We start from the raw sequence: 18187 nt of genomic DNA, 5'->3' as shown, positions 1-18187 counted from the left end.
TTTGCCTTTTAGAGCTGATAGTTCTTCAACTCCCGAGCAATCACCATCCGCTGTATCTCGCTCGACCCCTCGTAAATCTGGGTAATCCGCGCATCCCGGTAGTACTTCTCAACCGGGTAATCCTCCAGATACCCATACCCGCCATGAATCTGAATCGCTGACGAGCACACCTTCTCGGCCATTTCCGAAGCAAACAGCTTGGCCTGTGAAGCCTCCGACAGACACGGCTTACCCGCCGTCCTCAGCCGCGCCGCGTGCAGGATCATCAAGCGTGCTGCGTTGATCTGCATCTGCATGTCCGCCAGCAGGTTGGCGATGCTCTGGTGCTCGACAATCGCCTTGCCGAACTGCACCCGATCACGGGCGTAACCCAGTGCAGCTTCAAACGCCGCACGGGCGATGCCCAATGCTTGCGCGGCGATACCGATACGTCCGCCTTCCAGGTTGGAAAGGGCAATCGCCAGACCTTTACCGCGTTCACCCAGCAGATTGGCTTCGGGAATGCTGCAGTTGTTCAGGGTCACCGCGCAAGTGTCGGAGGCGCGGATGCCCATCTTGTGTTCGGTGCGATCAACGATGAAACCCGGCGTATCGGTCGGCACCAGAAACGCCGAGATCCCGCGCTTGCCCAGATCCGGATCGGTCACCGCAAACACGATCGCCAGTTTCGCCCGCTTGCCATTGCTGACAAATTGCTTGGCGCCGTTGATTACCCATTGGCCGTCGCGCAGTTCGGCGCGGGTGCGCAGGTTGTGTGCTTCGGAGCCGGCCTGGGGCTCGGTCAGGCAGAAGCAGCCGATCACCGCACCGCTGGCCAGATCCGCCAGCCAGGTCTGTTTCTGTTCTTCGCTGCCGTAATTGAGCACCGGCCCGCAGCCCACCGAGTTGTGGATGCTCATGAAGGCGCCGGTGGCGCCGTCGCCGGCGGAAATCTCTTCCACCGCCAACGCATAGGCCACGTAGTCGACGTAAGTGCCGCCCCATTCCTCCGGCACCACCATGCCCAGCAGGCCGAGTTCGCCCATCTTCGCCACCAGACCGTCATCGATCCAGCCGGCCTTTTCCCAGGCTTGCGCGTGGGGGGCGATTTCGCCACGGGCAAAGTCCCGGGCCATGTCGCGGATCATTACCTGGTCTTCAGTCAATTCGAGATCGTGCATGGCTCAGCTCCCGCTCTCAGCGAAACCGTGGAAGAAACTCGCGACCTGTTCGGCGTGCAGTGCAGCCAGGGTCGGCGGATTCCAGCGTGGTGATTTGTCTTTGTCGATCAGCAAGGCGCGGACGCCTTCGATCAGGTCGCCGCGTTCGAACCATTGGCGATCCAGATGCAGTTCGAGGGCGAAGCAGTGTTCCAGGCTCAGGTGGCGGCCGCGACGCAGCATTTCCAGGGTCACGCCCATGGCCAGCGGCGAGCGAGTTTCCAGCAGGTCGGCGGTGGTGGTCGCCCATTCATGGCTGTCGGCGACGGTCACGGCGCGCAGTTGCTCGACAATGCTCGGCACGTCCGGCAACGCGAAGAAGTGGTCGATGGCCGGGCGCAAGGCTTCCAGCGGCGCATCCGGCAGGGTTTGCACGGCGTGGCGGGCCAGCAGGTTTTGCAGGTCTTTAAGCGGCGTGTCGTGCCACTCCAGGTGATCGAGTTGTTCGTCGAGGATGCCGAGTTTGCTGCTGTCCAGATACCAGTCGGCCAGCCCGCAATACAGCGCATCCGCCGCACGGATCTGCACGCCGCTGACGCCCAGATAAATCCCCAGCTCGCCGGCAATCCGTGGCAGGAAATAACTGCCACCGACATCCGGGAAATACCCGATCGCCACTTCCGGCATCGCCAGACGGCTCTTCTCGGTGACCACCCGCAGATCGGCGCCTTGCACCAGACCCATGCCGCCGCCGAGGACGAAACCGTCCATCAGCGCCAGCACCGGTTTGCGGTAATGGTGGATCGTCAGGTCGAGGGCGTATTCCTCGACGAAGAAATCTTCGTGCAGCGTGTCGCCGCTTTTGTGGCTGTCGTACAGGGATCGAATGTCGCCACCGGCACAGAAGGCTTTCTCGCCAGCACCGCGCAGCACGACCGCGTGGATATCGGCATCGGCGGCCCAGGCGTCCAGGTGTTGCTGGAGCTGGCGCACCATGTCGAGGGTCAGGGCATTGAGGCCGGCGGGGCGGTTGAGGGTCAGATGACCGATGTGATTGCGAACCTCGGCCAGCACTTCGTGCGGCGTGGCATCCATGGACGAAGTCCGCGGGGATGAAGCCTGAGCAGTCATCACTAACTCCCTGCTTTTATTGTCTTTATTCGAGAAGCTCGCGCGCGAGCGTTACCGGATCGTAACAGTGCAAATTTGCCGTGTACAACGGGGATATGTGCATGGGGTGTCTGCATTTTTGCCTTGTCTGGAAAGCGGCTTGCAGACGCTGACTCGAGTCCCTTTCATTACTCTGCGCGAAGCTGTGCCTGAAGGGTTCGGGCGCAAAGCAGCAGTGCTCGTCGGGCCTCATCATGGGCGGCCGGGTAGTTCATGAAACCGTGGCGCATCCCTGAAAACTCTTTGTGTTCGACAGTGACACCCGCGGCCCGCAGTTGCGCAGCGTAAGCACGGCCTTCATCGCGCAGGACATCAAGTCCGCAGGTGATGATCATTGTCCGGGGCAATCCATGCAGCGAGTCACTGAGCAGGGGCGACAGCCGTGTATCCACGCGCGATGTTCCGGGTGGCAGGTATTGGCCGAGGTACCATTCGAGCAGGTCGACAGTCAGTCCATATCCTTGCCCGAATCTCGTGTGGGAGCGGCGGCGAGTGTGACAGTCGAGCAAAGGGTAAAGCAGCAGTTGAAAGCATATACATGGCTTGTCACATTTAGCGTCGCGCTGGCTGATGACGGCGGCCATCCCGCCTCCTGAACCACCCCCTGCGACTGCAATGCTTGAAGTATCCAGCTTGCAATCGGCGCCTTGACGTGTCACCCACTTGAAAGCTGTCCAGCAGTCTTCCAGAGCTGTCGGAAACAAGTGTTCCGGAGGGCGGGCGTAATCAACGGCGACGACGGCGCAACCAGCCCACTCACACATCAACCGACAGAACCCGTCATGCGTGTCCAGGTCTCCCGTGACCCAACCACCGCCATGGAAGAAAACCAGCACGGGAAACGGCCCCTTGCCTGGTGGCGCGTAGAGACGCAGCGGCAGTGACCGGCCATGGCTTTCGATCGCCAGATCATGAACGCAGGTGACTTGCGCCTGACGCAACGCCGATCTGGCGTCCTCTACAGTCAACGAGGTTTCATCCACGGCCGCAGCCCTTGCCCGAACGGGCCTCTGCCTCGATCTCGATAACGTATTCAGGGCTGACCAGTCGAGAGACTTCCAGCAACATTGTCGTCGGTGGATGCCCTTCGAAAAACGCTTTGTGCGCCCGCGCGATTTCTGGCAAGAGATCCATGTTGGTGGTGTACATGCGCGTGGCAATGATGCGGGTACGATCCTCACCCAGTTGCTTTAGCGCCTGTTCGATGATTTTCAGACATCGCCGTGTCTGGGCATAGGCATCGCCGGGTTTGAAGGGCTTGCCGTTCTTGCGAAATGCCACCGTACCTCCGACCAGAATAGTGTTACCAGCCTTCACGGCTCTGCAGTAACCGGCAAGGCGTTCCCAAGGTGCTCCGGAATAAACACGTTTGAATTTCATGGTTCAGACTCCTGTTCCCAGATCGACCGGAAGCGTCTTCAACCCCCGGAACTGCAGGTTGCTGTTGCGCCACGTGGCAGGCCGCCGCGCGATGAGGTGCAAGTGGGGGAAGCGTTTCAACAGCGAGCTGAATACAATCTCGGCCTCAAGTCTGAACAGCGCCGTGCCCATGCAGAAATGTTCACCTCTTCCAAACGTCAGGTGCTCGTTCTTCGCACGACGAATGTCGAATTTGTCGGGATCGGGGAATTTTTCCGGATCACGATTGGCGGAGGCCCGGATCAGGTAAACCAGCTGTCCTTTTTTCATCGTGACGTCATCGATGGTGACGTCTTCCATCAGCAACCGATGGCTCAGGGAGCCGGCAGGATCGAAGCGCAGCATTTCTTCAATGAAGGAGCCGATCAATGTCGGGTCTGCCAACAGGGCTTCGAGTTGTTGGGGATGCTTCAGTAAATGCAACAGGCCGAGGCATAGCTGGTCTGCGCTGGTGGTATAACCCGCCACCAGAATGAACACGATCTGTGCCAGCACTTCATCAAGACTGGCGTCGCTGTTCTGGCCACTCTCCAGTACCCGGCTCACGAGATCATTCCTGGGTTGCCTGCGCCGTTGTTCAATGAGCTCAGCGAAAAAGGCGTACATTTCCTTGATGCCTTCCAGAGCCTGGTCCGGCCCCTGATCCGCGTCCTGGCTGCCGCCTAGAAACATGACGATGTCTCGTGTCCAGCGGCGAAGCCTCAATGCCTCGTCATCCTTCATGCCGTAAAGCCTGGCCAGAATCAGGGCGGGGACCCGGTCGAAGAGCGCGGTCTTCAAATCGGTCTGTCCGTGCAGGCGGGACAGCTCTCGATCAGTGATGTCTTGAATGATTGTCCGCAAGGCCTCGATGGAGCGAGGGGTGAAGGCATTGCCCAGCAAGTGGCGACTGGCCTTGTGAGTATCGCCATCCTGGGAATACATCCACCTGGACGCCAGCTTGATGAATTCGTTCAGATGCGTGCGCTTGTTTTCAGGTACACGTGCGTTGATCAGTTGTTGCATGCGGTTTGAAGAAAATCGTCGGGAATCGGCCTGTGCGGCGATGACATCGCAATAACGGGTCAAAAACCAGGCCTGTAAGTGTTCGCACCAGTACACCGGCTGATGTTTTCGCAGCCACGTATACGCCCGGTAAGGGTTACGAATCGTGTTGCGGTTCGAGAAGTCCGGCTTGTTGTCGTACAGCGGTTTTGTGAAGTGCTTTACGTAGTTCTTTTTGTCGATGGGGGCCCTGACCAGCTCTGACGGCGGTTTGAGCAGCTTGTTTAACAAGATCAGTTGAGCTTCGGTGGCGTTCTGCTCCAGCTTGGTGCTGGCAACAAGCTCCCATTCGTAAAGTTTCGGCGAAAAGACGTGGACGATGTCTTCGAATATCTCGGATGACACGAGCGGATGGTGTTTACCCTCATTGATGATCAGATCCAGCGCTCGAGCATAGGTGAGCGCAACCGCCTGGCGATGGGAAAAATCGCCGGCACGGCGACACTGATCGACAATCAGCGATTCAATTCGCTGGGCGATGTTCTCGTTGGCAAATCGTGGCCGGTTGATGGCGTCCCGTGCAACCTGACAGCACAGGATGTTGTTATCGCCCGCGAAGGTGGTGCTGATGCCGTGATCCATGACCAAAGTGACAATTCGGTTGTGATGGTGGAAGCCTTGCGAACCACAAAGCTCCCTGCATGCACTCATGACTTCGAGCCCCAGCCAGGTGCCGACACTTTTGACGACAGCGGCGAGAATATGCAGCTCCTTTCGCCGTGCTGGCTGATGCCAGCACGCTTCGAACCGCGACAGAACCGCCTGCTCCAGCAACTTCAGGGCCAATACCTTAAGTTGTTCGGCATACAGCCGTTGTCGGAAAAGTGCCTTGGTCAGGAGAGACTGGCTTCCCTCGTTCCCCTTGACCAGGCGATGGCAAGCGAAACGGTACGCCAGATAAACACACATGCTGGCGGCACCACGGGCGCCAGCGATGAGGAACAGGCGCTCCTGGATGAATGTCTGCATAGCGCTTTTCAGGCGATCCTTTGGCGGGATCTCACTGCTGAAAACGCCTTGCGCAGAAAACCTGGCATAGTGTTGCATCAGTGCGTCGAGTGGCAGCTTCATGTTGCAAAAACGGATGCCGGCAACTTGATTGGCGTGAATCCCTCCCTTGGGATCGCAGGTGGTGATCCTGACACCTGGCAGGAGCGGGCCATTCTCTTCCTCGCGAATTCGTACCCGAAACCAGTGCAAGCCCTCATCCACACCCTTGACGATCAGACGTCCCAGCACCATGACCACCACCGCCGCGTGCAATGCGTTGCCTATCCAGAACTTGCAGGACTGCGGCGTGGGTGAGTTCAAAATCAGGCAATGTTTGTGTGGGTCGTAGTTGATCGTGGTTTGCAGGTTAGCCACATCGGAGCCGCTGGCGATCTCCGTGCAACCAAAGGCGTAAACCGCTTTCAGTTGGCAGATTTCCTGGTGGTACTGCGCAATCTGGTGCTGACTGCCGTGTGCAAAAAATGCGTCGCCGGCAATGAAGTGGTCGACGATGCAGGCAAGCAGGGAGTAATCCACGGCACCGATCAATGCTGCACGTTCAAGCATCAACCGGAATTCAGACTGACGGGGTTGGCTCAGCCACATGGCATTGGTCATGAGACCGTTGCCGATGATTGCGCGCATCCGATCGATATTCAGATCCATGTATTCGCGCAGAGACACGCGATGGCGCTTTTCGGGGTCGAACAGGGGCTTTTGCAGCAACTTCAGCAATGGGTCGCTCATGAAACGGTCCTCTCGCAGATTTCGAAACCATGGATTCGAAAACCACCAGATTCACGGAGCTGGCGAAAAACACACGTGCCCGCATGCTACAGGCGGGGCATTTGGGCGGACTGCTGGTTACGCAGAAATGCGGTGTTTGAGGAAAGTAACGTTTCAGTCAAAGCGCAAAGCCAGCTCGCTTCTCAACAACGTTGAGCGTTTTTCCATAGCCAGACTACCGATGTCATCGCTACTGGACATTACAGCGGGCCAGACTTCCAAGTGAAAGGCAGACAAATCTGTGCGGTACAAAGCTGAAAGGTAGTCGTTGGTCATGTCTTGGCAAGGGCGTTCGACAACCTTCGGTCGGATCACGTATTACCTGCGACCACCCAGCACTTCACCAATGCTCCGCCGCTTGGCGTGCCGTTCACTGGCATGAATCAACTGTTCCAGATCCTCCGGCGTGACATCGATAAACGCCTCCATGTCCGCCAGTGCCAGTTTCAGATCCTCGGCCGTAATGGACTGAATATCCACCGGCGCCACGGCCGGCGCCGGTTCGGCGGGGCGTTTCGGGTAGCGGATGCGGGTGAGGTTGTTGTAGGCCAGTGCGGCCAGCAGCAGGCAGGCGGCGCTGAGCATCACCGGTTCCAGGGCTTTCCAGTCCATGGCGATGGTCATCGGGTCGGCCAGCACCATGGTCAACGCGACGGCGCCGGCCGGTGGGTGCAGGCAGCGCAGCCAGCACATCAGGATCAGTGCCATGCCCGCCGCCAGGCACGCGCTGCCGAGGGTTCGGCCGAGGACGTGGGCCACCAGCAACGCGACCACGCCTGCACACAGGTAGCCGCCGATGATCGACCACGGCTGGGCGAGGGCGCCGGAGGACACCGCGAACAGCAACACCGCCGAGGCGCCCAGCGGGCCGATCAAGTGGTGAGCCACTTCAATGCCGAACACCTGACTGCACGCCCATACGCTGAACAACGTGCCCAGCGCCATGCCGATGGCGGCGCGGCTCCATTCGGTGGGGCGGGTGTTGATGGCGGCGGGCAACCAGCGAGCGAGCATGCAGAATCGATCCTTTGCGAAATTCAGGGCAAAAAAAAGGACTTGTCCGTAAGCGCGGAAAGTCCTTCGAAGTGTTCCAACTATTGGGGGAGGAACGCGCACAGTGTGCCAATCAATCACGATGCTGACAAATTCATATAAATGCAGTTTCAGTGCATTATTTGTGAAGTAAAGCCACGCGCCGCCCGCTCATGAAACACAGGAAGCCGCCCATCGCCGTCAGTGCGCTGAGGGCGTAGAACATGGTCGGCGCCGGCGTGTGCATCAGCAGGAAACCGCAGATCACCGGGCTCAGCGCGCCGCCCAGCGCCGCGAGGTTCTGCGCGCCGTAATAGCTGCCGCGCAGTTCTTCCGGGGCCAGGGTGTCGACGAACAGGAATTCCGACGGGTAAATGATCATCTCGCCGAGGGTGAAGATGAACATCGCGATGCACCAGCTCACCAAGCTGTCGGCCAGGCTGAAACCAATCAAACCGAGGATGAACAGGCTGGTACCGGCGGCGATCCAGTAGCGCAGTTTCTCCCGGTTGAGGAAGCGGCCGATCTGGTACTGCAACAGGATTACCGCGATGGCGTTGCAGGCGAGCAGGGCGGCCATGGTTTGCAACGCGCGCTGCGAATCCTCGACCACCAGCAGGTATTGCGACAGGTACAACGTGAAACGCCCGTGAACCACGGTGCTGAGCAGGCAGCCGCAGGTGAACATGATCAACGTGCGGTCGTTTTTCAGGGTGATCAGGGTTTTCAGAAAGCTTTGCGGCTGGCCGATGGCGGCGACCGGGCTGGCATCCTTGGGAATCCCGATCATCAGGAAGATGCTGCCGAAAGCAATGCCGGCGGCTATCAGGAACGGCGCAATCGGGTAGACCCCGGCGATGACCACGCCGAGCATCGGGCCCGTGGCGTAGCCGATGTTGGTTAGCGTGTAGCGCAGGGAAAACGCCTTGGCCCGCTGACCCATGGGCAGGTTTTCACTGAGGATCGCCTTGGAGCCGATCAGGAACAACGCCGAGGCGGTTTCAGTGATGACCAGGGTGGCGGTCGTCAGGTACAGGTCTTTGGCGAAGGTCAGCAGTACGAAGCCGATGGCGCTGGAGAGCATTGCCAGAATCAGCAACCGGCGCTTCTCGAGCCGGTCGATGATGTAGCCGCCGTAAAGCGCAAGCAGGGTGGCGATGAACACCGCGATGCCCAGCAACAACCCGACGTCCTGTTGGTTGAGGCCGAGCTTGTTACTCAGGAACAAGGTGAGCAACGGACTGGTGATGGCGCGGCTGACGACGATGGTCAGCGAGACGATCATCAGGCGGCGGATAACGAGCGAGTAGGTGGCCACGGAAAATCAAATGTCCTTATTCAGATAGTATTTTGCTCGACTGGAAACCGCGTGGCCTCATCGCTGGCAAGTCGAATCGTCGCACCGCAGCTCCCACAGGATATTTCGGTGAACACAGATGCTGTGTACGAAACAAAATCCTGTGGGAGCTGGCTTGCCAGCGATGAGGCCAGTTCAAACGACACATTCATTCCATCAGCCACCGTTCCAGACCAGCCACCGAATCCAGCGTATCGAGCCGCCGCAGTTGATCGAGCAAGACTTCGGCCGTTTCCTGCGCCAACACCCGCAACGCCAGACTGAAAAACTTCTCCTCCAGCGTCGCCTCGCTCAGCGGATTGCCCGGCGCGCCCAGCGGAATCTCGACACACAGACTCGCCTCACGCCCGTCGCGGGTTCGCACGACGACCACCGGCTCGCCATCCTCCGACAGTCGCTCATCCACTTCAAGGCGAATGCGCGTCAGCCAGTGGGCAATGGGCGGATCGTTGCGCGGCTGTTCGTCGTAAGCCTCCAATCGGCAATGACCGTGCACCAGTCGCGCGGCGAGGGCGTAGGGCAGGCTCATCTGCGCAGCGGCCAGACTGCGGGTGTCGCGGCCGCCGCACATGTCGAGCAGAAACCCGCACAGGTTGACCTGCACGTCCTCCACCTGATCCGCGCTGACCTGCAATTGCTCCAGCAACAATCCGAGTGCATCGATGGACGAATGGGTGCCACGACATGCGGCGTAGGGTTTGATCGAACAGCGCGCGAGTTTCCACACCTGGCCCAATTCGGCATCCAGCGCATCCGGTTGCGAGCTGCCCGGTGCGAGGGTTTTGAGAAATCCACCCCAGACATCCTCGAACAACACCGACGGCCCGCTGACGCCTTCGCGGGCAAAACGCGCGGCGAGCAAGCCACCCTCGGCCGCCCGGCCACTGTGCAGTTTCTTGCTTTGCGAACCGTCATGGATGAACGCCCACAACCCACCGCTGAAACTGCCAGCGATGCCCAGCGTCGACACGGTTTGCCCGACATCCAGTGTAAATATCCGCGCACAGGCCGCCGCCGCGCCGAACACGCCGCAAGTGGCGGTGGAATGCCAGCCGGCGCCGTTGTGCGCCGAATAACTGCCGCAGGCTTCCAGCACCCGCCGGCCGATTTCGTAGCCGATCACCACGGAGGTGATGAACTCACGACCGTCCACCGCCCGATCCACCAGCGACAGCGCGGCCATCACCGCCGGCAGCACTACCGCGCCGGAGTGATCGCACCCGCCGGTGTCGTCCAGCTCCAGCGCGTGGGCGGCGATGCCGTTGAGCAACGCCGCATGCCCCGCACCGACGCGCAACGACGAACCCCAGACCAGCGCGGTGCCCGGCTCGGCGCCGAACACCTGCCGCGCCTGAAGCGCCACCGCACTGTCGGCCCCGGCCAGTGCTGCACCAAAGGTGTCGAGAATGTGCCGCTTGGCCTGTTCCACCAACGCTGGCGGCAGATCTTCAAACCGCGTTTCGACGCAAAACCGCGCCAGCCGCTGCATGCGTTCCGTCATTCGAGGTAGTCCCGATAATGGCGCTCATACACCGACGCCGGATGATCCTGCGCGACCGGCGCCGCCGTTTGCGCCCACCACTGCGCGACTTCGGCACCGGTGGCGATCCACACGTCGTCGTGTTGCTGAATGCCCTGTAGCAATTCGCGCAACACGCCGATGCGCCCGGGCGTAGCGATGATTTCCGGGTGCAGGCGCAGCACATAGCACAGGCCGAAACGGTGGAATCCGGCGAAGTCCATTTGCAGGTTGCCCAGGGTGTGGCTGTAAGAGGCGATCCGCGATTGCGCCGGCGGCACGGCCGGGCTCAGGTTGAAGGCGAAGTAAGGCTCGTCTTCCAGTTCGTAATGCAGCGGCAGCTCGACCACTTCCGGCGCCGTCGGATGCAAGAACGGCAGGTCATCGCCACGCCAAGATGACGACCAGAGAATGCCGTGATCTTTCAAGGCTTCGATGAAGCCCGGCGCGCCGTTACCCGCAGGAATCCGGAACCCGGTGGGATGCACGCCGGTTAATGTTTTCAGCGCTGCACAACCCTTGGCGACTTCCGCGCTCTGCGCCGGCAGATCCAGCGTGTCGTAATCCTGGTGGCGGTAACCGGCGCAGGCGATTTCATGGCCGTCAGCCTGAATCGCGGTGATCTGCTGCGGGTTTTCCTCGGCGACAATGCCGGGCACGAACCAGCTGCTGCGCACCCCGAGTGCCCTGAACAGGCCGAGCAATCGCTCGACGCCGCGTTGGGTGCCGTAGCGCCACACCGACAGTGTCTTGTCGCGCCCGGCGACTTCTGGGGCCTGAGTGAGAATGCCGTGGATGTCGTTGTAATCGACGGTCAGCACCACCGCGCAGCGTTTGCCGGCGGGCCAGAGTTTGCTGGAGTCAGCCATGGTGATGCTCCTTCAGCCACCAGCGGGCAACGTCGCGGCACGTGGCGAACCACACGTCATCGCGCTGGCGCATGTGTTCGAAGAGTTTCTCCAGCAACAGGATGCGCCCCGGTTTGCCGGTGATTTTCGGGTGGAACAGGGTGGTCAGGCACAGGCCTTCGTCCATCGCCCCGTCGTACTCGCGCTGCCAGTTGTCGAGGGTCAGCTCGTAGCTGGCGGTGCGGTCGAGGCCGGACGGGAAGTTCGGTGCGCGGGTGTAGGCGAGGGAGGCGTAGTCATCCATTTCCCAGCGGCCGGGGATTTCCACCAGCGGGGTGTCGTGGCCGGGGACGTTGACCAGGTATGGGCGATCATCGCCGCGCATGCTGCTGGAATAGATGACGCCGTTGTCGGCCAGCATCGCCGGGGTTTCGGCGCGCCAGTCGCCGGAAGGGGTGCGAAAGCCCTCGGCGCGGATGTGCAGGTATTGCCAGAACACGTCGCGGGATTTGTTCATCACGGCCTGCTGCTGGTCCAGCGTCAGGGCGTAGAAGGATTCGTGTTTGTAGCCGTGGTAGGCGACTTCATGACCGCGCTCGACGATGGCCTGGCACTGTTTCGGCCAGTTTTCCACGACCCAGGCGGGAACGAAGAAGGTGGTCGGGATCTTGAAGGCGTCGAGCAGGTCGAGCAGGCGGGGCAGGGCGCGGTAGGGGCCGTAGCCGCCGAAGCCGAAGTATTCGGGTTTGTGCCAGATCGAGTTGTTGAGCATGGCGTCGCCGGTCGGGCCGTCGAGGTCGAAGGCCAGGGCGAGGCAGGCTTTGTGCTGGTCGGGCCAGGTGGGTTGCAAGGAGGACATCGATAACTCTCCAACTGTTCACGACCCCTGTGGGAGCTGGCTTGCCAGCGATGAGGCCGGTACATTCAACATTGATGTCGACTGATCGAGCGCCATCGCGGGCAAGCCCGCTCCCACAGAGGAACCAGTTACTTGCCGGCGTTAATGGTCACGTCCTTGATCGCACCCAGCTCCAGATCCCACTTCTTCAGGATCGCGCCATAGCTGCCGTCATCCACCATGCTCTGCAACGCCACTTTCACCGCTTCACTCAGCTCCGGCTTCTTCTTGCTCACACCCAACCCGGTGAACTGCACGGAGATCGGCTGGCCGACCGTCTTGTACATGTCCTTTTCCTGAGTCTTGAGGTACGACAGGGTTTCGCTGCCCTGCATCGCCGCATCGATGCGGCTCTGGCGCAGTTGCGCACGGGCGTCGGCCGAGCCTTCGGTGCCGATCACGTTGATTGCAGGCTTGCCTGCGGCTTCACAGTTTTCCTTGCTCCACGCAGCGATTTCCGCCGGGAAGGTGGTGCGGCGGCTGGTGCCGACTTTCTTGCCGCACAGGTCGATGATCTCGTTGGTCGCCGCGTTCTTCTGCAAGGTGTAGAACTGCGGGCCGCTGGTGAAATAGTCGACGAAGGTCACGCTGGCCTGACGCTCGGCGGTGTCGGTCATGCCCGACAGAACCATGTCCACGCGCTCGGTGGTCAGGGCGTTGATCATTTGCTCGAAGCCGGTTTCCTGCCACTTGATCTTCACCCCGAGGCGTTCGGCCAGGGCGTTGCCCAGGTCGTAGTCAAGGCCGGTGAGCTTGTTGGTGGCCGGATCCTTGAAGTCCATCGGCGGATAGTTGGGCATGATCGCGACGACGATCTCGCCTTTTTCCTTGATGCTGGCCGGCAACTCGGCGGCCACGGCGAAACCGCAAGACATCAGGGAGGTGAGTACTGCTGGAATGACGAAGTTCTTCATGGACGTTCTCTTATGAGTGTTGTGAAGGCCAAAGGGGCCTCAGGTTCGAACGGCAGAAATGAAGCTTTGGGTGCGCGGGTTTTGCGGACTTATTAGTATTTCTTCGGGGCTTCCAGCCTCCACGATCTGCCCGCCGTCCATGAACACCATGCGGTTGGAAACCTCCCGGGCGAAGCCCAGTTCATGGGTGACGACGATCATGGTCATGCCGGTCTGCGCCAGATCGCGCATCACCGACAGCACCTCACCGACCAGTTCCGGGTCGAGTGCCGAAGTGGGTTCATCGAACAGCATCAGCTTGGGGCGCATGGCCAGGGCGCGGGCAATGGCTACCCGTTGCTGCTGACCGCCCGACAGTTCGATCGGGTAACTGTCGCGCTTGTCAGCCAGGCCGACCCGGGCCAGCAGTTCCAGGGCTTCTTCGTGCGCCTCCTTGGGCGAACGCTTGAGCACCTGGCACGGGCCTTCGATGATGTTTTGCAGCACGGTCATGTGCGGGAACAGGTTGAAACGCTGGAACACCATGCCGGTGGCCAGGCGCTGGCGGGCGATCTGTGACTCGTTGAGTTCGTGCAGCTTGTGCCCGACCACGCGGTAGCCGACCAGTTCGCCGTCGACCCAGAGGCCGCCCTTGTCGATCTTTTCCAGCTGGTTGACGCAGCGCAGCAGGGTGCTCTTGCCCGAGCCGGACGGACCGATGATGCACAGCACTTCGCCTTGCTCGACCTCGATGTTGATGTCCTTGAGCGCGTGGTACTGGTCGTAATATTTGTTCAGGCTCACGGCCTTGACGATGCTTCTCATGACGTATTCCTCAAGAACGCTTGCCGGCGCCGCGAGCGAAACGACGCTCCAGACGGCTTTGACCAAAGGACAGGACGGTGACGGTGGCCAGGTACCAGATACCGGCGACGATCAGCAGCTCCATGACCCGGGCGTTGGCGTAGTAGATGTTCTGGGCGTTGTAGAGCAGTTCCGAGTACTGGATGACGCTCGCCAGCGAGGTCATTTTCACCATGCCGATGAATTCGTTGCCGACCGGCGGAATGATGATCCGCATGGCCTGGGGCAGGATGATCCGGCGCAGCGCTTGCAGGCGCGGCATGCCGATCGACTTGGCCGCTTCGTACTGGCCGGTGTCCACCGACAGCAGGCCGGCGCGCACCACTTCAGCGGTGTAGGCGCCCTGGTTGATGCTCAAGCCGAGCAGGGCGGCCACGAACGGCGTCATCAGGCTCACGGTGTCGAGTTCGAACAGACCGGGAATGCCGATGGTGGGGAAGATCAGCGCCAGGTTGAACCACAACAGCAGTTGCAGAATCAGCGGCGTACCGCGAAACAGCCAGGTGTAGGTCACTGCCACGTAGCGCAGGATCGGGTTGGCCGACATGCGCATGATTGCCGTGATCACCCCGAACACGATGCCCAGCGCCATGGCCAGCACGGCCATGATGATCGTGTTGAACAGGCCCCACATGATCGCTTCGGAGGTGAGGAACTGGCCGATGTACGACCATTCGATCTTGCCTTCGGCGAAGGCCCGCACCAGACCGATGATCGCGATGACGATCACGGTGGCGAAGAAAATCCGCCCGTAATAACGCCGTGGCACATGCTGGTACTGGGTAATGTCGAACTGGTTTTCCGCCAGTTTGCGCTCCGCCTGGAGTCGTTCTGCCTGAGTCTGGCTCATGGTGTTTCTCCGAACTGTACTTTCAAATCCAACACTGGCCCTTGTGGGAGCTGCGGTGCGACGACTCGACTTGCCAGCGATTGCGTTGGGTCATCCAGCATCAATATCGACTGGCTGGACGCCATCGCTGGCAAGCCAGCTCCCACAGGGACCGCGGTGGTGTCTTAAAGGCGGAAGCCCTGGTAGTTTTCGGTCCACTGTTGTTGCGCGGCGAGGGCGGTTTTCAGGCGGCCGATCTGCTCGCGCACCTGTTGCGGCGCGGTGCCGCCCCAGCCGCTGCGGGCCGCGATGGCGGCTTCCAGGGTCAGGCTGTCACGCACGTCTGCCGTGAGGCGCGGGTCGATCTCGGCCAGCAATGCCGGTGAGGCTTCCCACAATTCGAGGTCGTGTTTCTCGCAGGCCTGCACCAGCGCGCCGGTGATTTCGTGGGCCTCCTTGAACGGCACGCCGCGCACCGCCAGCCAGTCGGCGACTTCGGTGGCGAGGGTGAAACCCAGTGGTGCCTGACGGCGCAGTTCCTCGACGTTGACGGTCATGGTCGCGACCATCCCGGCCATCGCTGGCAGTACCAGCAGCAGGGTGTCGACGCTGTCGAGCACGCCGTTCTTGTCTTCGCTGAGGTCGCGGTTGTACGACAGCGGCAGGGATTTGAGCGTCGAGAGCAGACCGGTCAGGTTGCCGATCAGACGCCCAGCCTTGCCCCGGGCCAGTTCGGCGATGTCGGGGTTTTTCTTCTGCGGCATGATCGAACTGCCGGTGGCGTAGGCATCGTCCAGATCGACCCAGCGGAACTGGCGCGACGACCACAGGCAGAACTCTTCGGCCAGACGCGAGATGTTGATCCCGAGCATGCTGGCGATGAACAGGAACTCGGCGACGTGATCGCGGCTGGCCACAGCGTCGATGGAGTTTTCGCAGACCCCGGCATAACCCATTTCCTTGGCCGATTGCTGCGGCTGACGAGCGATCGCGGAGCCGGCCATGGCTGCGGCACCGAGGGGCGACAGCGAAGTGCGGGCGTCCCAGTCCATCAGTCGCTGCACGTCACGCAGCATCGATTGCGCGTGGGCCAACAGGTGATGGGCGAACACGATCGGTTGCGCTTGCTGCAAGTGGGTGAAGCCCGGGCAGATGCTTTCGACGTGCTGCTCGGCCTGATCAACTAGCGCCGTTTGCAGGGCCAGCACTTCCACGGCCAGGGTGCGGACGTGATCACGCAGGAACAGGCGCAGGTCGTTGGCGGTCTGGTCGTTGCGCGAGCGGCCGGCGCGGAGCTTGCCTCCCAGCGCGCCGAGGCGTTCGGTCAGCAGGCGCTCGATGAAGGTGTGAACGTCTTCATCGTCCAAGGTCGGGGCGATGCGCCCGGCGGCGAAATCGGCACCGATGCCGTCCAGGGCTTCGATCATCGTGCGGGTTTCCTGCTCGTCGAGCAGACCGGCACGTTGCAGTTCCCCGGCGTGGGCCTTGGAGCCGGCCAGATCGTACGGCGTCAGCCGGAAATAGCGCTCGGGGCAACGGGACAGGGCCGCCAGGGCTGCGGACGGGCCGCTTTTGAAACGGGCGCCCCAGAGACGGTCGGTGGTTTGAGACATTTGTTGTTTTCCTCGTCGGTAACGCGAACTGAAATCGGTGTGCCGGGCCTGTCGAACACGCTGAAAAGTGAGCAGACGGAATCAGGCCAAAGCAGTTTTCTAGAGGGCAGTTGCAAAGAGACAAGAGCTGATCGAAGTGTCAGCTTTTAATGTTTGGCGATCAGTGAGTTGGCACTGATGTTCGGAATTTTCTGGCGGTTGCCAAGGCTGGTTTTCTGTGATCATTATTATTAGCCGGCGATGTTTTTGTTGTTGGACACAGATTGTTGAACATTGCGCCAGAGGTAAATCAGCATTATGGAAACCCCACTTTCCAATTCCGGAAACCCACCGGTCAAAACCGCTCACCGGGCACCTTTGGCCCTCAGCGGACTGGATTTCAAACTGCTCAAGGTGTTCAAGGCGGTGGTCGAGGCCGGCGGCTTCAGCGCGGCGCAAAACGAGCTGAATGTGGGCCTGGCCGCGATCAGCAAACAGATCTCCGACCTGGAAATCCGCATCGGCATGCGCCTGTGCACCCGGGGGCGCGAAGGGTTTCACCTGACCGAGGAGGGGCGTCTGGTGTATCAGGCGTCAATCGATCTATTTGCCTCGGTCGACAACTTTCGTGACCGGCTTAGTTCGGCGCAGAACGAACTTATCGGCGATCTCGGAGTGGGGGTGATCGACAATACGATTAGCGATGATAATTCACCGTTAGTTGCCGCGCTTAGAAAGATAAATGAACATTCACCGAAGGTAAGGTTTCAACTTCAGGCGACCCAGCTGGATGAAGTGGAAAGAGGCGTAGTTGAAGGGCGCTTGGTTGCCGGAATAGTCCCGGTATATCAAAAGCGCGAAGAGTTCGATTATTACCCGCTCTATGAAGAACGCTCGCAGGCCTACTGCGCGGTCGGCCACCCGTTGTTCGACATGCCGGCGGAGCAGATGGGCGGCAATGTGCTGCAGGACTACGAGTGCATCAACCACCGTTATGCGATCCATCGCGATAAGCTCAACTTCGCCCGCTACGACAGTTTTTCCGCTTCGGCGACCCAGGTCGAAGCGGTGGCACTGTTGATCAAAACCGGGCGTTTTGTGGGCTTTCTACCGCAACACTATGCCGCCACGCTGGTGGCCGCCGGGCAGTTTCGCGCGGTGTGCCCGGAGCTGATTCACTTCGACACGCCATTCAATCTGATCCTGCGGCACAACACCGTGCGCAGTCCGCTGGTCAAGGCGTTTGCCCAGGCGCTGGGGGTTGATCTCAAGGCGACGGCGTGAGCATCAGGCGCATGGCGCAACGTCGCTCGCCGGGCAATCCATGAGCGATTTCATCGCGCAATACATGCTTCAGACGCACGTCGATGTCGTTGGCGTTCAATAACGCAAAACCCATGCGTAGATAGAACGGTGCATTCCACGGCAGATCACGAAAGGTAGTGAGTGTCACCGCTCGAAGTTGCCACAGACGCGCCTGTTCAATCGCCGCCAACAGCAACTTGCGACCGACGCCCCGGCCCTGAAAGTGTTGGCTGACGGACAGTTCCTCAATGTGCAACTGTTGGTCGACCGTCACCGCCCTTAAAAAACCTGCAAGTTGCCCGTCGTTGTTTGGCGCGACCCACATTTCACCGCGCTCGATGGCCGGTAAATGCGCTGTTGCCTGAGGTACGTCGGCATCCGCCAGCCAGGCCAGTGACGGGTCGAGGCGAAACAACTCGGCGGCCGAACGCTCGATGGCGGGGAGGACGATGGCATCGGCTGCCAGGGCCTGTCGCACGGTAAAGGTCATCAGTCAGCGGTC

At 60.4% G+C, this 18187-nt stretch carries 16 protein-coding genes; 1 reads left to right on the top strand and 15 read right to left on the bottom strand.

Features of this window, described 5'->3' with window-relative positions; genetic code table 11:
* Nucleotides 1-8: 8 nt before the first annotated feature.
* The 14 genes from CAF77_RS05740 to argH all read right to left on the bottom strand — a co-directional run bounded on the left by CAF77_RS05740 (nt 9) and on the right by argH (nt 16401).
* Nucleotides 9-1160, bottom strand: a complete 1152-nt coding sequence (locus CAF77_RS05740; protein ID WP_039768643.1) for an acyl-CoA dehydrogenase family protein — start codon at nt 1158-1160, stop codon at nt 9-11.
* A gap of 3 nt (nt 1161-1163) precedes the next feature.
* Nucleotides 1164-2270: an enoyl-CoA hydratase/isomerase family protein gene (locus tag CAF77_RS05735; protein ID WP_064381494.1), complete on the bottom strand. Its 1107-nt coding sequence runs from the start codon at nt 2268-2270 to the stop codon at nt 1164-1166.
* 167 nt (nt 2271-2437) lie between these two features.
* Nucleotides 2438-3292: an alpha/beta hydrolase gene (locus CAF77_RS05730; RefSeq protein ID WP_064381495.1), complete on the bottom strand. Its 855-nt coding sequence runs from the start codon at nt 3290-3292 to the stop codon at nt 2438-2440.
* The gene (locus tag CAF77_RS05725) at nt 3285-3689 is read right to left on the bottom strand and encodes a RidA family protein (protein ID WP_064381497.1); all 405 of its coding nucleotides are present in this window, start codon (nt 3687-3689) and stop codon (nt 3285-3287) included. The genes CAF77_RS05730 and CAF77_RS05725 overlap by 8 nt, the downstream gene beginning before the upstream one ends.
* Nucleotides 3690-3692: 3 nt before the next feature.
* Nucleotides 3693-6509: a cytochrome P450 gene (locus CAF77_RS05720; RefSeq protein WP_085654165.1), complete on the bottom strand. Its 2817-nt coding sequence runs from the start codon at nt 6507-6509 to the stop codon at nt 3693-3695.
* Between the two features lie 357 nt (nt 6510-6866).
* On the bottom strand, nt 6867-7562 hold the full coding sequence (locus CAF77_RS05715) for an HPP family protein (RefSeq protein ID WP_064381500.1): 696 nt from the start codon (nt 7560-7562) through the stop codon (nt 6867-6869).
* 157 nt (nt 7563-7719) lie between these two features.
* On the bottom strand, nt 7720-8898 hold the full coding sequence (locus CAF77_RS05710; protein ID WP_064381503.1) for an MFS transporter: 1179 nt from the start codon (nt 8896-8898) through the stop codon (nt 7720-7722).
* A 187-nt stretch (nt 8899-9085) separates the two neighbouring features.
* Nucleotides 9086-10438 (bottom strand): MmgE/PrpD family protein, encoded by a 1353-nt coding sequence (locus CAF77_RS05705; protein WP_064381506.1) that lies wholly within the window; start codon nt 10436-10438, stop codon nt 9086-9088.
* A complete protein-coding gene (locus tag CAF77_RS05700; protein WP_064381507.1) occupies nt 10435-11325 on the bottom strand; it encodes a polysaccharide deacetylase in 891 nt (296 codons plus the stop codon). The genes CAF77_RS05705 and CAF77_RS05700 overlap by 4 nt, the downstream gene beginning before the upstream one ends.
* Nucleotides 11318-12163, bottom strand: a complete 846-nt coding sequence (locus CAF77_RS05695; protein WP_011334267.1) for a polysaccharide deacetylase — start codon at nt 12161-12163, stop codon at nt 11318-11320. Before CAF77_RS05695 ends, CAF77_RS05700 begins: the two co-directional genes overlap by 8 nt.
* 128 nt (nt 12164-12291) lie before the next feature.
* Complete coding sequence (locus CAF77_RS05690; protein ID WP_064381508.1) at nt 12292-13116, bottom strand: ABC transporter substrate-binding protein; 825 nt, start codon at nt 13114-13116, stop codon at nt 12292-12294.
* 39 nt (nt 13117-13155) lie between these two features.
* Nucleotides 13156-13920 (bottom strand): amino acid ABC transporter ATP-binding protein, encoded by a 765-nt coding sequence (locus CAF77_RS05685; protein WP_064381510.1) that lies wholly within the window; start codon nt 13918-13920, stop codon nt 13156-13158.
* Nucleotides 13921-13930: 10 nt separating this feature from the next.
* Nucleotides 13931-14809, bottom strand: a complete 879-nt coding sequence (locus tag CAF77_RS05680; protein ID WP_011334265.1) for an amino acid ABC transporter permease — start codon at nt 14807-14809, stop codon at nt 13931-13933.
* 164 nt (nt 14810-14973) lie between these two features.
* Entirely contained in the window at nt 14974-16401 is a 1428-nt protein-coding gene (gene argH / locus CAF77_RS05675; protein ID WP_011334264.1) for an argininosuccinate lyase, read from the bottom strand.
* Nucleotides 16402-16698: 297 nt separating this feature from the next.
* On the opposite strand from argH, the gene CAF77_RS05670 reads away from it, so the two are divergent.
* Nucleotides 16699-17664 (top strand): LysR family transcriptional regulator, encoded by a 966-nt coding sequence (locus tag CAF77_RS05670; protein ID WP_064381512.1) that lies wholly within the window; start codon nt 16699-16701, stop codon nt 17662-17664.
* Here CAF77_RS05670 and CAF77_RS05665 read toward each other — a convergent pair.
* On the bottom strand, nt 17648-18175 hold the full coding sequence (locus tag CAF77_RS05665; RefSeq protein WP_064381514.1) for a GNAT family N-acetyltransferase: 528 nt from the start codon (nt 18173-18175) through the stop codon (nt 17648-17650). The two genes, CAF77_RS05670 and CAF77_RS05665, sit on opposite strands and share 17 nt — an antisense overlap.
* Nucleotides 18176-18187 lie beyond the last annotated feature (12 nt).

It is taken from the genome of Pseudomonas sp. R15(2017), from assembly GCF_002112685.1.
Classification (GTDB): domain Bacteria; phylum Pseudomonadota; class Gammaproteobacteria; order Pseudomonadales; family Pseudomonadaceae; genus Aquipseudomonas; species Aquipseudomonas glycinae.
The sequence above is the reverse complement of the archived record's forward strand: the minus strand, read 5'-3'. Positions and strand labels throughout refer to the sequence as shown.

What these genes read in the sequence shown, in the direction of transcription:
- CAF77_RS05680 (WP_011334265.1), bottom strand. Translation starts at nt 14,809, where the DNA reads ATGAGCCAGACTCAGGCAGAACGACTCCAGGCGGAGCGCAAACTGGCG.
- CAF77_RS05740 (WP_039768643.1), bottom strand. Translation starts at nt 1,160, where the DNA reads ATGCACGATCTCGAATTGACTGAAGACCAGGTAATGATCCGCGACATG.
- CAF77_RS05705 (WP_064381506.1), bottom strand. Translation starts at nt 10,438, where the DNA reads ATGACGGAACGCATGCAGCGGCTGGCGCGGTTTTGCGTCGAAACGCGG.
- CAF77_RS05670 (WP_064381512.1), top strand. Translation starts at nt 16,699, where the DNA reads ATGGAAACCCCACTTTCCAATTCCGGAAACCCACCGGTCAAAACCGCT.
- CAF77_RS05720 (WP_085654165.1), bottom strand. Translation starts at nt 6,509, where the DNA reads ATGAGCGACCCATTGCTGAAGTTGCTGCAAAAGCCCCTGTTCGACCCC.
- CAF77_RS05665 (WP_064381514.1), bottom strand. Translation starts at nt 18,175, where the DNA reads ATGACCTTTACCGTGCGACAGGCCCTGGCAGCCGATGCCATCGTCCTC.
- CAF77_RS05685 (WP_064381510.1), bottom strand. Translation starts at nt 13,920, where the DNA reads ATGAGAAGCATCGTCAAGGCCGTGAGCCTGAACAAATATTACGACCAG.
- CAF77_RS05700 (WP_064381507.1), bottom strand. Translation starts at nt 11,325, where the DNA reads ATGGCTGACTCCAGCAAACTCTGGCCCGCCGGCAAACGCTGCGCGGTG.
- CAF77_RS05695 (WP_011334267.1), bottom strand. Translation starts at nt 12,163, where the DNA reads ATGTCCTCCTTGCAACCCACCTGGCCCGACCAGCACAAAGCCTGCCTC.
- CAF77_RS05735 (WP_064381494.1), bottom strand. Translation starts at nt 2,270, where the DNA reads ATGACTGCTCAGGCTTCATCCCCGCGGACTTCGTCCATGGATGCCACG.
- CAF77_RS05725 (WP_064381497.1), bottom strand. Translation starts at nt 3,689, where the DNA reads ATGAAATTCAAACGTGTTTATTCCGGAGCACCTTGGGAACGCCTTGCC.
- CAF77_RS05715 (WP_064381500.1), bottom strand. Translation starts at nt 7,562, where the DNA reads ATGCTCGCTCGCTGGTTGCCCGCCGCCATCAACACCCGCCCCACCGAA.
- CAF77_RS05690 (WP_064381508.1), bottom strand. Translation starts at nt 13,116, where the DNA reads ATGAAGAACTTCGTCATTCCAGCAGTACTCACCTCCCTGATGTCTTGC.
- argH (WP_011334264.1), bottom strand. Translation starts at nt 16,401, where the DNA reads ATGTCTCAAACCACCGACCGTCTCTGGGGCGCCCGTTTCAAAAGCGGC.